Source organism: Flavobacterium sp. Flavsp81, assembly GCF_059491325.1.
Genome location: NZ_CP168505.1, coordinates 1666272 through 1680310, shown reverse-complemented (window position 1 = coordinate 1680310; position 14039 = coordinate 1666272). Strand labels below are relative to the sequence as shown.

Annotated in this window: 10 protein-coding genes and 1 other RNA gene; 6 read left to right on the top strand and 5 right to left on the bottom strand. The window is 33.7% G+C overall.

From position 1 onward, the window contains the following. Positions 1-28 precede the first annotated feature (28 nt). Complete coding sequence (locus tag ACEN92_RS06745; RefSeq protein ID WP_495641605.1) at positions 29-910, top strand: DUF8428 domain-containing protein; 882 nt, start codon at positions 29-31, stop codon at positions 908-910. A gap of 56 nt (positions 911-966) precedes the next feature. Here ACEN92_RS06745 and hutI read toward each other — a convergent pair whose 3' ends face one another. Continuing rightward, positions 967-2205, bottom strand: coding sequence for an imidazolonepropionase (gene hutI, locus ACEN92_RS06740; RefSeq protein ID WP_495641604.1), 1239 nt, complete (start codon positions 2203-2205; stop codon positions 967-969). A gap of 135 nt (positions 2206-2340) precedes the next feature. After that, the gene (locus tag ACEN92_RS06735; protein ID WP_495641603.1) at positions 2341-3393 is read right to left on the bottom strand and encodes a glutaminyl-peptide cyclotransferase; all 1053 of its coding nucleotides are present in this window, start codon (positions 3391-3393) and stop codon (positions 2341-2343) included. 88 nt (positions 3394-3481) lie between these two features. Here ACEN92_RS06735 and ffs point away from each other — a divergent pair. The 3 genes from ffs (at position 3482) to fsa (ending at position 5521) form a co-directional block, all read left to right on the top strand. Continuing rightward, positions 3482-3579, top strand: an RNA gene (gene ffs, locus ACEN92_RS06730) — signal recognition particle sRNA small type. 172 nt (positions 3580-3751) lie between these two features. Continuing rightward, positions 3752-4555: an SDR family oxidoreductase gene (locus tag ACEN92_RS06725; protein ID WP_495641602.1), complete on the top strand. Its 804-nt coding sequence runs from the start codon at positions 3752-3754 to the stop codon at positions 4553-4555. 309 nt (positions 4556-4864) lie between these two features. Then, positions 4865-5521, top strand: coding sequence for a fructose-6-phosphate aldolase (gene fsa / locus ACEN92_RS06720; RefSeq protein WP_495641601.1), 657 nt, complete (start codon positions 4865-4867; stop codon positions 5519-5521). A gap of 122 nt (positions 5522-5643) precedes the next feature. Here fsa and ACEN92_RS06715 read toward each other — a convergent pair whose 3' ends face one another. From ACEN92_RS06715 to ACEN92_RS06705, 3 genes are all read right to left on the bottom strand, one after another. Beyond that, positions 5644-7113: an MFS transporter gene (locus tag ACEN92_RS06715; RefSeq protein ID WP_495641600.1), complete on the bottom strand. Its 1470-nt coding sequence runs from the start codon at positions 7111-7113 to the stop codon at positions 5644-5646. A gap of 174 nt (positions 7114-7287) precedes the next feature. Next, positions 7288-7989 (bottom strand): LytR/AlgR family response regulator transcription factor, encoded by a 702-nt coding sequence (locus ACEN92_RS06710; protein ID WP_495641599.1) that lies wholly within the window; start codon positions 7987-7989, stop codon positions 7288-7290. Continuing rightward, positions 7979-9031: a sensor histidine kinase gene (locus tag ACEN92_RS06705; RefSeq protein WP_495641598.1), complete on the bottom strand. Its 1053-nt coding sequence runs from the start codon at positions 9029-9031 to the stop codon at positions 7979-7981. Before ACEN92_RS06705 ends, ACEN92_RS06710 begins: the two co-directional genes overlap by 11 nt. A gap of 264 nt (positions 9032-9295) precedes the next feature. Here ACEN92_RS06705 and ACEN92_RS06700 point away from each other — a divergent pair, with 264 nt between their 5' ends. Both ACEN92_RS06700 and ACEN92_RS06695 read left to right on the top strand, forming a co-directional pair. Then, positions 9296-12334 (top strand): SusC/RagA family TonB-linked outer membrane protein, encoded by a 3039-nt coding sequence (locus ACEN92_RS06700; RefSeq protein WP_495641597.1) that lies wholly within the window; start codon positions 9296-9298, stop codon positions 12332-12334. 10 nt (positions 12335-12344) lie between these two features. Then, positions 12345-13925, top strand: coding sequence for a RagB/SusD family nutrient uptake outer membrane protein (locus ACEN92_RS06695; protein ID WP_495641596.1), 1581 nt, complete (start codon positions 12345-12347; stop codon positions 13923-13925). Positions 13926-14039: the final 114 nt, after the last annotated feature.

Below are 14039 nucleotides of genomic sequence, written 5' to 3'. Positions count from 1 at the left end.
AATTTGTTTATTAAGAAAATTATTAAATATGGAAAACCCAAACAAAAACAACTCGAGCCTAAAGGCGGTAATCGCAGTTTTAGCAGTCCTACTAATTGGTAGTTTAGTGTACATTTTTAAACTTTCTTCGGATACTGATGTTGTAAAAACTGAACTTACAACAACCTTGACAGAAAAAGAATCTGTATTGAAAGATCTTCAGGAATTGAAATCAACTTATGATGCTGCTATTGCTGAAAACACTTCAATGTCTGATGAATTAATTCAGGAGAGAGACAAAGTTGTGGCTTTGATGGATGACTTGAATAAATCTAAAGGGGATTTGTCTAAATTCAAATCTCAGGTACAGGCAATGCAAGGTAAAATGAAAGTTTTAGTTGCAGAAAATGACGAATTGAAAAAACAAAATGGAGTTTTAACAGTTCAGAGAGACAGTACGATTGTTGTCTTGGGAGAATCTAAAAAGTTCAATGAAGTTTTGGTTGGTCAAAACGAAGAGTTATCGAAAACAGTTGAAAAAGGAGCTAAATTATCTGTTTTAAATACAAAAACTGCTGCTTACAAGTTGAAAAGCTCAGGGAAGCAAGTAGAAACAGACAAAGCCAGCCGTGCTGATATTTTAAAAGTAAGCTTTACTATTGCTGAAAATCAAATCGCTAAATCGGGAGACAAAACGTATTATGTACAAGTTATCGATGCTAAAAACAATGTTTTAGGAGATAAAAAAACTGAAAGTTTTGGGGACGGTAAAACATTAACATATAGTTTTAAAACTACAGTGCAGTATGAAAACAAAACTGTAAACGTTTCTGAAGACTTACCTGGTAAAGATTTTGCTAAAGGAACTTATTTTATCAATATTTTTGATAATGATGAGTTGGTTTCTAAAACTAGTTTTTCTTTGAGATAAGAAGAAGAGAGCATGTTAAAATAAAAAAAAGAGGAGTTTTTAAAACTCCTCTTTTTTTATGTAAAAACTTTTCCTTCCACAAAAACACTTTCAATTAAATTGCTTCCAAAAGCATATGGAATTTGATAATAAGAAGAAATAGGTTTGGTCAGGATTAAATTGGCCTTTTTACCTTTAGTAATACTTCCGTGGGTTTCTGAAATCCCCATTGCATAGGCACCGTTTATTGTGGCAGCATTGATGGCTTCTTCAGGAGTCATTTTCATTTTGATACAGGCAGTGGCAACAACAAAATTCATATTTCCGGATGGAGTAGAACCAGGATTGAAATCTGTAGCTAAAGCTAAAGGCAAACCTGCTTTTATCATTTCACGGGCGGGAGTGTAGGGAATACTTAAAAAATAAGAGCATGATGGCAGAGCAACAGGCATTGTTTCAGTGTTTTTCAAAGCTTCAATATCTTCAGGCTTCATGATTTCAAGATGATCAACAGAAAGGGCTTTAAATTTGATTCCGGCCTGAATTCCACCAATAGAATTAAATTGGTTCACATGAATTTTTGGCTTTAAGCCGAATTGAATCCCGGCTTCCATAATTTTTTCAGTTTCTTCTACAGAAAAATAACCTGTTTCGCAAAAGATATCTATATAATCTGCCAGCTTGTTTTTAGTAATTTCAGGAAGCATTTTGGTTATAATTTCATCAATATAACCTGCTTTGTTTTCTTTATAATTCAGTGGAAAAGCATGAGCTCCCAAAAAAGTAGCCTTTATAGCAATTGGATAACTTTTTGCCAGTTTTTTAATAACGCGAAGCATTTTCAATTCTCCTTCTACCGTTAATCCGTAACCTGATTTTATTTCGACAGCTCCGGTTCCTAGGAGCATTATTTCTTCTAAGCGAAACCTTGACTGCTCATAGATTTCTTCTTCGGAAGTTTCATTTAATTTCTTTGCGGAGTTTAGAATTCCACCGCCGCGATTTGCGATTTCTTCATATGAAAAACCGTTAATTCGATCTACGAATTCCTGTTCGCGATTGCCCGCATATATAATGTGGGTGTGACTGTCACACCAGGCAGGTAAAACGATTCGGCCAGTTGAATCTATAACTTTATCAGCTTTTATTTCAGGAAGATCTTCCATAGATCCAAAATCACCAATCAGATTATCTTTTATAATCAAAAAAGCATTTTGTATGGTTGGAAGAATTGCCATTTCAGCTCCGGAAACTTTAGAAACAGATGTTTCACGAACCTGAAGCAGTTCTTTTATATTTATAAGCAGAGTAATCATCAATTGGTTTAGTTATATTTAAGTAACGCTATTAAACACAAATTTGCTTCGCCAGTTCGTCCTACGTTCTCGGGTCACAAATTATCACCAAACAATTCGTGAAATTTGTGAATTTTGTATTTTAAAAAATAATGTTTATTCTGAAACCGTGATTTCAAACATTTTGCTCCAGTTCTTACCTGTTACAAAAATAGTTTTGGTTTTAGGGTTATAAGCAATTCCGTTTAAAACGTCGTCTTTGGTAATGTCTTTCATGAATTTGCGCAAACCTGACATGTCTAAGACGCCTTCGACAGCTCCTGAAGTTGGATTAACCACTGCGATTGCGTCTTTCTGCCAAACATTTACATAGAATTTTCCGTTGATTAATTCTAATTCGTTGATCGCTTTTATTTTTGAAGTTCCTGAATAAACATTAATGTAATCAATTAACTTTTGATTGTCTGGATCCATTTTCCATATTTTTTCAGTTCCGTCAGAATGATAAATATATTTGCCATCATTTGTCATTCCCCAACCTTCGATATCTTTTTCATAAGTAAAAGATTTTTCCAGTTTTAATGTATTGGCATCATATATAAAACCAATTTTGTCTTGCCAGGTCAATTGAAATAATTTACCATTAATAAAGGTAATCCCTTCTCCGAAATATTTTTTATCTAAATCAATTTGTTTAAAAACTTTTCCTGTTTTGTAATCGTACTTTCTTAAATAAGAAGTTCCCTCTTTTCCTGTACTTTCATACAATGTGTCTTTGTAGAATTCTAAGCCTTCTGTAAAAGAAGCTGTATCATGAGGAAAAGTATTGACGATTTTGTATTTTAATGGTTTGGCTTCAACGTTAGAAACCAATTCGATTCTTTTGGTTGCATCAGATGAATCTCCGCCAAAATAAACAGTCGCTTTTAGGTATTGGTATCCTAGTTTTTGGTCTTTTAATTCAAATTTGAATTTTTCGACACCTTTAGTGCTTCCCATTTTTTTGTCATTTACAAAATATACGATGCTGTCAATTTCTTTAGAATTTGGATTTAAAATGGCTATAGAAACTGCTTCGTTAGATGTGAAATGTGCAGGAAAAGCCGAATCATCGATTGTAAATAAAGAATTTTCACCTTTTTTTGCACCGTTGCAACCAATTAATGTGATTCCTAATAAAATGACAGCTAGGAAGTTATATTTTTTCATAGTTAAAATTTTGAATAAGCCAATATACGACGATATTTTTATAGCAACAAAGCTCTTGCAAAAATATAAAAAGATTGTATATTTGCATCGGCAAGTCCTACACGACCAGCTCCTGCAGACTCCCCCAGGATGGGAACATAGCAAGGGTACGTGGTTGAGCGGTGCGATGTAGGTCGCTTGCCATTTTTTATTTTATCGAAATTCTTTTTAGAATTAATACAAAAGCGGTCTTCCTTCGGGAGGATTTTTTTATTTTTGGGACTTTGTAAAGTTAGAAGTTATTAGTTAGAGGTTAAAAGTTTTATCTCATTAATCAACGCATAACTTTTAACCCATAACCATAACCTATTACCAAAATATGAATAAAGTCGTTTTAATTACCGGAGGATCTTCAGGGATCGGAAAATCTATTGGAGAATTTTTGCAACAAAAAGGTTTCGTTGTTTATGGGACAAGCCGTAATCCTGAAAAAGTACTTAATTCTGTTTTTCCTCTTGTGGCTTTGGATGTTCGAAATGTAGAGTCAATTAAAACTGCTGTGGCAAAAATTATTGCTGTAACCGGACGACTTGATGTTGTGATTAACAATGCAGGTGTTGGAATTACCGGACCTTTGGAAGAAATTCCGATGGAAGAAATCAAGAATAATTTTGAAACTAATTTCTTCGGACCAATTGAAGTGATGAAAGCTGTTCTGCCACAAATGCGTGAGCAAAAATCGGGTTTGATTATTAATATTACTTCTATCGCAGGTTATATGGGATTACCGTACAGAAGTGTTTATTCGGCTTCGAAAGGTGCTTTGGAATTAATTACGGAAGCATTGCGTATGGAAGTAAAATCTTTCGGAATACATATTACCAACGTTGCACCAGGCGATTTTGCTACGAATATCGCTGCGGGACGTTATCATGCTCCTGTAATTTCCGGTTCTGCTTACGAAAAGGTGTATGGAGAAACGCTTTCTACAATGAATGAGCATGTTGATGCCGGAAGCAACCCGAACGAAATGGCTGAAGCAATCTATAAAATCATGCAGGCTAAAAAGCCAAATGTGCATTATAAAGTTGGGGCTTTTATGCAGAAATTTTCGATTGTATTGAAGCGGGTTCTTCCTGATACAGTTTACGAAAAGATGTTAATGAATCATTATAAATTATAGAGTTAATAAGTTTGTGTTGAGATTCCTACGGAATGACAACATGGTGTACAGATTGTGAATGTTTTTTTGTATCGTTTTTCGTAAGCAGTTTGTTTTAAGATTTATATTCAAGGAGTTTAAATTATAATTTCTGAATTGAATTTTGAAATTGTAATTGTTATTGATATTCATTTCGTAATTTTGCACCGATTTTGCGTGAGGGATAAAAACGATATCCTTTTGTTTTTGCTGCCAAAAAACAAAAGATATAGTGAATAGCCCGACCCTTAGGTCACGCCCAAATTATGAACACAATTAAATTTAAATAATATGAAATTTTTTATTGACACAGCTAATTTAGCTCAAATTAAAGAAGCACAGGCTTTAGGTGTTTTGGATGGTGTAACTACAAATCCATCATTGATGGCAAAAGAAGGGATTACCGGAAAAAATAATATTTTAAAGCATTACGTTGACATTTGTAATCTTGTTGAAGGTGATGTGAGTGCTGAAGTTAATGCGCTGGATTATGACGGAATGATTAAGGAGGGTGAGGAGCTGGCTGACTTGCATGATCAAATCGTGGTGAAATTGCCAATGACGAAAGAAGGCGTTATGGCTGCTAAATATTTTTCTGATAAAGGAATTAAAACAAATGTAACTCTTGTATTTTCTGCTGGTCAGGCTTTATTGGCTGCAAAAGCTGGTGCAACTTATGTTTCACCTTTTATTGGTCGTCTGGATGATGTTTCGACTGATGGTTTAGCATTAATCGAAGAAATTAGATTGATTTATGATAACTACGGTTATGAAACTCAGATTTTAGCTGCTTCAGTTCGTCATACAATGCATATTGTAAACTGTGCTAAAATTGGCGCTGACGTTATGACCGGACCTCTTTCTGCTATTTACGGTTTATTGAAACACCCGTTAACAGATATCGGATTGGCTCAGTTTGTTGCTGATTTTGAGAAAGGTAATAAGTAATTTTACTGAAGATAATAATTTAAAATGCTGTTTTTTCATAAGAGAAAACAGCATTTTTTTAATAAAAAAAGTCCCCTAATTACACTTTTGTAATACGGGACTTTTTATTTTGTTAGGAGATTTTAATGTCCTCCGCCTTCGCTTATAACATGGCTCACACCTTGTTTTTTTAATATTTTAGGACAGTAGAAACCATAAAATGCCAAATATGCAAAACCAATAAGTGGTACAATGTATGAGAAGTGTGTATAAGTGATGCCTAATATTCCGTTTGGATGTGTTGCATCCAAATCACAAATTCCTCCTTGTACTAATGGAATTACGCCACCGCCAAGAATCATCATAATCAGGAAAGACGAAGCTTTTCCTGTGTTTCTTCCTAAACCTGCGATGGCTAAATCGAAAATGGATGGCCACATGATTGATAAAAACAAACCACCTGAGATAAAGAAGAATTTAGCAATTTCCGTATCTGGACAAACTAATCCTGCCACCATCATTACTAAACCGGATATTCCGAAAAGCATTAATGTTTTTCCGGCATTTTTTCCTCCTACAAAACTAACAGCAATAAATAGTAAGATCCAAAGCGGGTAAATATAGAATGAAGAAACGTCATGTGCAGCAAAAATGTTGGCTCCGATAATCACTCCAAAAGCCAAAGCCGGAACAATAAATTTAAGGGCAGTGTTTATTAAGTTTGATGTATTGAAAACATTCACTCCGCCATTCCAGCGACCAATCATTAAACTTCCCCAGTATAGTGCAATAAATGGAGAAATAGCATCTTCCAGAATGCTGCCAAATTCTTTCGTTTTTAATAATGCCGGTAAATTACTGATGATTGTAACTTCTGTTCCAACATAAATAAAGATTCCTAGCATTCCTAAATATAACTGTGGATAATCAAGTATGTTGAATTTGGCATGTTTATTTTCGATTAGAGCCTCTTCTATTTTAGCTGGATCTTCGATTTTAGAAAAATACATGAAAACTGCAACAAGTATAAATGCCAGTCCTAAAATGATAAATGGTAATTTGATGTCTTCTAATGAAAGATTGGTTTTTTTGTTGTCACCCATTCCAAATAGGGCAATTCCAAGCAAGATGGCACCAATAGTTGTTCCGAAAGAGTTCACACCTCCTGCTAAAGTTAGACGGTGAGCCCCGGTTGTTGGGCTACCCATTTTGATAGCAAGCGGATTTGCAACAATCTGCTGAATCGAAAATCCTAAACCTACCGTAAATAAAGCGGTCAGGAAGAAAGGAAAGCTTTCCATTGTTGCTGCAGGGACAAATAAAAATGAACCAACGGCAGAAAGAATCAATCCCGCTGACAGTGTTTTTTTATATCCGAATTTTTGTAAAACATCTGATTTTAGTGATACTAAAAAAAAGATAATGGATCCTACAAAGTACGCAGCATAAAAAGCCCATGCAACTAATTGTGACTGTACCTGAGATAATGTAAATACTTTTTTGAACACTGGAATCAGGATATCATTGGCTGAGCCAACAAAACCCCAAAAGAAGAAGACTATTATCAAAGAGATAAATTGCCCCCATTTGGTTTGAACATTTTCTGAATTCATAATTAAGGTTAATTTTTTGTTTTATTGTTTTTTTGAAGTGCGTAAATATATTTGTTACATTTTTCAAAAAAAAATAAAAGAACACAAATAATTTTAAAATTAAACAAACAGCATAATTTATTCAACAAAGTGTTGTTTTTTTATATAATTATGAATTTTCAGAGATAAAATAAGTTACTCTAAAATTTTATTTTTTACTTCTTTACTGTAATTTCTTCCAATGGGTATAATATGATTTAGAATTTGAATTCGGTTTCCTTCAATTGATTTTACTTTGTCAAGAGCAATTACATACGATTTGTGAATGCGTAAAAATTTATCATTAGGAAGTTCTTCTGATAATGAGGTAAGCGATTTATGGGTAATGTATGTTTTGTCCGGAGTAACTACTTTTATATATTCTTTCATTCCTTCAACGAACAGAATTTCTTCAATATTAATCTTCATCATTTTTTTATCTACTTTAATAAAAATATGTGAATCGCCTTTGCTGGCTTCTGTTCTAATATTGTTTTTTAAATTGTATTCGGTTGTAATTTTGTTAATGCATTTAATGAATCTTGGTAGCGGAATTGGCTTTACCAGATAATCCAAAACATCAAGATCATAGCTCTCGGCAGCAAATTCCCTAAAAGCAGTGGTAATAATGACTTTAGTTTTGTTTTCGATTAAACTAATTAATTCAAAACCGGTCATCATGGGCATGTTTATATCTAAAAAAACAGCATCGACAGGGGTACTGTTGATAAAATCGAGCGCTTCAAGAGAATTATTGAATGTACCTATGATTTCAAAGTCAGTAAAATTGGTGAAGTAATTTTGTAAAACTTTAATAGCTAAAGGTTCATCATCGATTAACAAGCATTTAATCTTCATTCTTAACAGGTATTTGCAAACTTATTATATAGTAATTCAGCTTTGTTTTGTGTTCCAGTATAAAATCATTTTTGTAAATTAATTTTAGTCTTTTCTTGGTATTAACTAATCCAATTCCGCTTTTGGGGTCATTTTTTTGTGAAATTACAAAATTATTCAGGACTTCAAAATGAAGTAATTTATTCTCAAGAACTTTACAGTTGATTTTAATTTTTAAATTCTTGTTGTTTAATCCGCCATGTTTAAAAGTGTTTTCGACTAATGAAATAAATATTAAAGGAGGCACTTTGATATCTTCAATATTTGACTCTAAATTAATGGTAACTTCAACATTCTCAAAACGGAGTTTCTCAATTTCAATGTAATTCTGGATGTAATCAATTTCTTTTATCAGAGGAACAAATTTGGTCCCTTTTACATCGTATAGTACATATTCCATCAAATTTGATAACTTAATAATTACATCCGGAACCTTATCGGAAGATTCTAGTGATAATGCGTATAAATTATTTAAAGTATTGAAGAAAAAGTGAGGTTGTATTTGATTTTCAAGGTATTTCAGTTTTATTTTAAATTGATTTTCTCTCAATGATCTGTTTCTTTCGCGTTCACGCAACCATGTTAAAGTAAGATAAACAGATGATGCCATGGCTAAAACATATAATTCCCCAATACAAACTGCTACAATATGGTTAATCTCAAACGGATGATATTCGCGATTTGCTTCCGGCCAGATGTTTTCGGATATAAGATAGTAAGTCAGAGCTGTTTTTAATAAATAGATTCCAAAAAGGCTTATCAGCAAGGAAATAGTATATTGAATGTATTTTTGTTTCAGAACATAACGGGGTACTAAAATGAAAAGATTAAAATATACTAAAGGGATATGCAGTGAAAATTCGATTAAGTTAGATTTGAATGAATAAGGATAATCATTGAAGTAGGCTCCCCATCTTAAAAAGTTCAACGTAAAGTAAGCTCCCCAAAACCAAATATGATTTTGAAGTTTAATATCAAAGTTTAGTTTTTGAATTTCGCTCAATTTAGTTGCGTTTTAGACGTATTAGCTGAATGTTAAATTATATGCAACTTTAAACAATTAGTTGGTAAAACACAATTTTTTTGAATAAAATTTTAAAGAAAACCATATTCGGTATGTTTTTTTATTTAAAAAACGTTTTCGTAAAACGTATTATTGATTGTTTTATGTCGTTGGTTTAAAGTTTAAGGCAGTTTGTATAAATTATTTTTTTTAACAATACCTTAAGAATAAATTTACACCATAACTAACAAAAATAAATAAAACATGAAAAAATTTTTCTTAATCTTTATGATTGTTTTTACAGCGCAGGTTTCACTTGCTCAGGTAAAAAGTGTCAAGGGAGTGATTACAGATTCTGACGGGATGCCATTACCAGGGGCATCTGTTGCTGTACAAGGAGGTCAAAGAGGTACCACTACCGATTTTGACGGTTTGTACGCAATTGAAGTGCAAAAAGGACAGACTTTAGTTTTTACTTATGTAGGTCTTGAAACACAATCAATAGTTGTAGGTGATGCTGCTACAATTAATGTTAAAATGATACAGGCAGCATCAAATGCATTGAACGAAGTTGTGGTAACTTCCTTAGGTATCAAGAAAACAAGAAAATCTTTGACTTATGCAGCTCAGGAACTAAAAGGTGAGGAGTTAACCCGCGTAAAAGATGCTAACGTCATTAATACTATCGCAGGTAAAATTGCAGGTGTTGCCGTAGTTAGAAGTGCTGGTGGTACCGGAGGGTCTACTAAAGTTACTATTCGTGGTAATTCATCAGTAAGTAATAACCAACCACTTTATGTAATTGATGGGGTGCCAATTTTAAATGTTTCAGCCATACAGCCTAACGATTCTTTTGGTTCAACACAAGGTGGAAACAGAGATGGTGGTGATGTAGTAGGATTAATTAATCCGGATGATTATGATGGTATGACAGTTCTTAAAGGCGCTTCAGCAGCTGCCTTGTATGGAAGCCAAGGTGCGAGAGGTGTTATTTTATTATCATCTAAAAAAGCTAAAGAAGGTGTTGCATCAGTTAAAGTAACATCAACGACTAATGTAGAAAGTGCTGCTTATTTACCAGAATTTCAAACATCTTATATTGCTAAACCAGGAGCAGATGAATCTTGGGGAGCCAAAGGTACATCAAATGATCATGTGAAAGATTTTTTCAATACGGGGGTTACACAAATTACTTCTTTGGGCTATTCTACAAGTGCAGCTAATTCAAGTACTAGTTTTTCCTATGCTAATACTACATCCAGTGGAGTAATTCCAGGAAACACTTTAAGTAAAAATAACTTTGGGGCCAGACAATCAGTAAAACTTTTTGATGATAAATTAACAGTTAATACAGCTGCAAATTTAGCTATTCAAAATGTTACAAACAGACCTACAAATGGCTTCTATTTTAATCCTTTAACTGGTTTATATTTGATGCCAAGAGGAAATGATTTCAATAATTATAAAAATAATTTTGAAAAATTTGATCCTACAAGGAATATGATGGTTCAAAACTGGATGACGGATAGAGATATTGAACAAAACCCGTATTGGGGAATAGAACGCAATAAATCAACCGATAGAAATCAGTATCTGAACGCTTCCTTAGGTTTAGTTTATAAATTAAACAATTGGTTATCTATTGGTTCCCGAATTAGTTATGACCAAATTACTAATTCATTTGACAAGAGAATTTATGCTTCAACTCAAGGAACTTTATCTCACATAAACGGTAGATTCATCAGTATCGATGATGTGAGCAGCCAAACTTACGGAGATTTAATTGCAACAATCAATACAAACTTCAACGAAGATTTTTCTTTTACTGCTAACATTGGTGCCAGTTTAACTAAAACTAGCATAGCGGATCAAACAGTTTTGGATTCGGACCCTTCAGGGTTGAACAGAGCGAATTGGTTTACTTTGGCTAATTTCAATTCGAATAAAGGCAATTATCACAATTTTGGAGCTAGAAAAGAAGTTCAGGCAGTTTTTGCCGCCGCGACTTTTGGCTATAAAAGTATGTTGTATGTTGATGTTACCGGACGTAACGAATGGTCTTCTACTTTAGACAAATCGTATTTTTATCCTTCTGTGGGTGCTACAGCAATCTTATCTGAAATGGTTGATATGCCAGATGCAATAAGTTTTGGTAAAATACGTGGTTCTTATGCGCAAGTTGGTAATGATATTCCAGCTTTTAGTAAAGATCCTGTGAATTTATATCAGACAACTGTCCCTGATAGTCAAGGTCCTTTATATGGCCCGCAGTTTGGAACTATTTTAAAACCAGAAAGACAAACATCTTATGAATTTGGAACTGAATGGAGATTTGCAGGAAACCGTTTTGGTTTAGAATTTACATATTACGCAAATACAACTAAAAATCAATTACTAAATGTACCAGCTCCTTCTACAAATGCTGAGGGTGTAACGAATTATACTTTTAATGGAGGTGTTATTAAAAACAATGGTGTTGAAGTTGTGTTGAGTGCAGCAATAATAAATAATGATAAGTTTAAATGGGATACAAGTGTTAACTATTCACAAAACAAAAATGAAGTAACAGAATTACCAACTGATGGTGCAGGTGGAGGTAAAGTGATATTAACAGCCGCAGGTGTAAACAGTTATAGATACTCGTTAATCAACGGACAGCCATTTGGCGTTATTGAAGGTATTAATATAAAGAAAGATGACCAGGGCAGAATGTTATTGAATGAAGATGGATCTATTCAAAAGACTGAATTTGAAGCGGTTGGAAATGCTAACCCGGATTTTATGTTAGGATTTGCAAACTCATTCAAAATAGGTTCTTTCTTTGCAAATATTTTAATAGATGCTCGTTTTGGAGGGGATGTAATGAGTTTGACTGAAGCAACAAATGATCAATTTGGGGTTTCAAAAGTTTCAGGTGAGGCTAGAGATGCCGGAGGTGTAGTTGTTAATGCCGTTTATGCTGACGGACCTAATAAAGGAACTGCTTTTTCAGGAAAATATGATGCTGAAAAATACTATTCTCAAGTAGGTGGAAGGGCAGGTATTTCAGGAGAGTATATTTATGATGCTACCAATGTAAGCTTAAGAGAGTTTGCGTTTGGATATACATTTAACCTAAAAAACAATAATTTTTTCCAAGCAGCCAGTTTATCTTTAGTAGGCAGAAATTTATTCTTCTTCTACAAGGATGCACCATTTGATCCTAACGTTTCTTTAAGTACTGGAAATGGTTTACAGGGAATTGATGTTTATGCAACTCCTTCTACAAGAAGTATCGGTCTTAATTTAAATGTAACTTTCTAATAAAAATATTATGATACTCAATAAAATAAAAACTACTGCGTTTTGTGCATCATTGCTTATGGCTATGGGATGTACAGGAGAATTTGATGAATTAAATAAAAATCCAGAAGGTTTTACAAATGAGCAATTGGAGCAAGATTTTAATCATATAAAAGCGCCATTAAATGCTGAATTCTTAGGGATTTTTAATACAACGCACTGGAAATATCAATTGCAGCAAAACTTAAATGCTGATATTTGGTCTGGATATATGGCAACACCAACTCCTTTTAAAGGAGCTGCCGGGGATAATTCAAATTATAACTATGTGAATGGTTGGAATGGATTTATTTGGGACTTAGGCTATACTGATGTAATGGCAAATTCTTATAAATTAGAGCGATTAACAAAAGGAAAATACGATCAGTTTTATGCAATTTCCTTAATCTTGAAAGTAGAAGGAATGCACAGAATTACTGATGTTTTTGGTCCTATAGTTTATTCTGAGTTTGGAACTACTGGTAAGCTAGTAGGATATGATTCTCAAGCTGATGTGTACACACAAATGTTTAAAGAATTGGATTTTGCAGTAGCAGAATTAACTAAAAGAGCAAATGCTGGTGAAATTTCTACTCTTACAGGTCCAGATATAAGTACTTACAACGGAGATTATAAGCAATGGGTTAAATATGCCAATTCACTACGTTTACGTTTAGCGATGAGAATTGTAAAAGTTAATCCGGCTTTAGCAAAAACAGAAGCTGAAAAAGCAGTTAGTCATGCATTTGGAGTATTGACAACAAATGCAGATATATGCAAACTAATTATTCCTAATTATATCGATCCTCTTTTGACAATTTCAGGTGCTTGGGGGGATATTAGAATGTCTGCTGATATGGAATCAATAATGGGGGGATATGCAGATCCTAGATTAGCAGTGTATTTTAATAAATCAGAAGATTTTCCTAGTGAATACAGAGGTATACGTACAGGCATCAACATGATTGCAAAATCTGATCGTACTGGTATGTCTCAACTTGGCTCGATTGTGTCTAAAAACGAAAAAGTATTAATGACTACTGCTGAAGTATATTTTCTAAGAGCCGAAGGAGCATTAAGAGGATGGGATATGGGCGGAACTGCTCAGGCTTTATATGAAGCCGGTATAACAGCATCATTTTCACAACATGGAGTTTCTGATGCTGCGTCTTACATCGCTGACAATGTAAGTATGGCTAAAGATTTTGTAGATGTAAAAGATGTTGCGAATAATGGAGTAGCGGTAAATAAAGTCACTATCGCCTGGGATGCTGCAGCTGCAAATGAAGTGAAATTACAAAAAATAATTACCCAAAAATGGATTGCTAATTTTCCTGAAGGTCAGGAAGCATGGTCGGAATATAGAAGGACTGGGTATCCAAAATTATTCAGAATCTTACATAATACAAGTGGAGGTACAATTACTACTGAATTTGGACCACGAAGAGTAAATTATGTGCAATCCGAAAAAGATGGTAACCCGGGTGGGTTGGCTACAGGAGTTGCAAAATTAGGAGGCCCGGATACTGGTGGGACAAGAGTCTGGTGGGATACTACAGGAGCTAACTTCTAATAAAACAAGACAAAGATTAAACAATATATAAGTGTGGTTTGTAAATGGTATAGGCGATGCAAATTGCCTATACCATTACTTAGAAAACTTACCTTTATAATACATAAAAAGAAA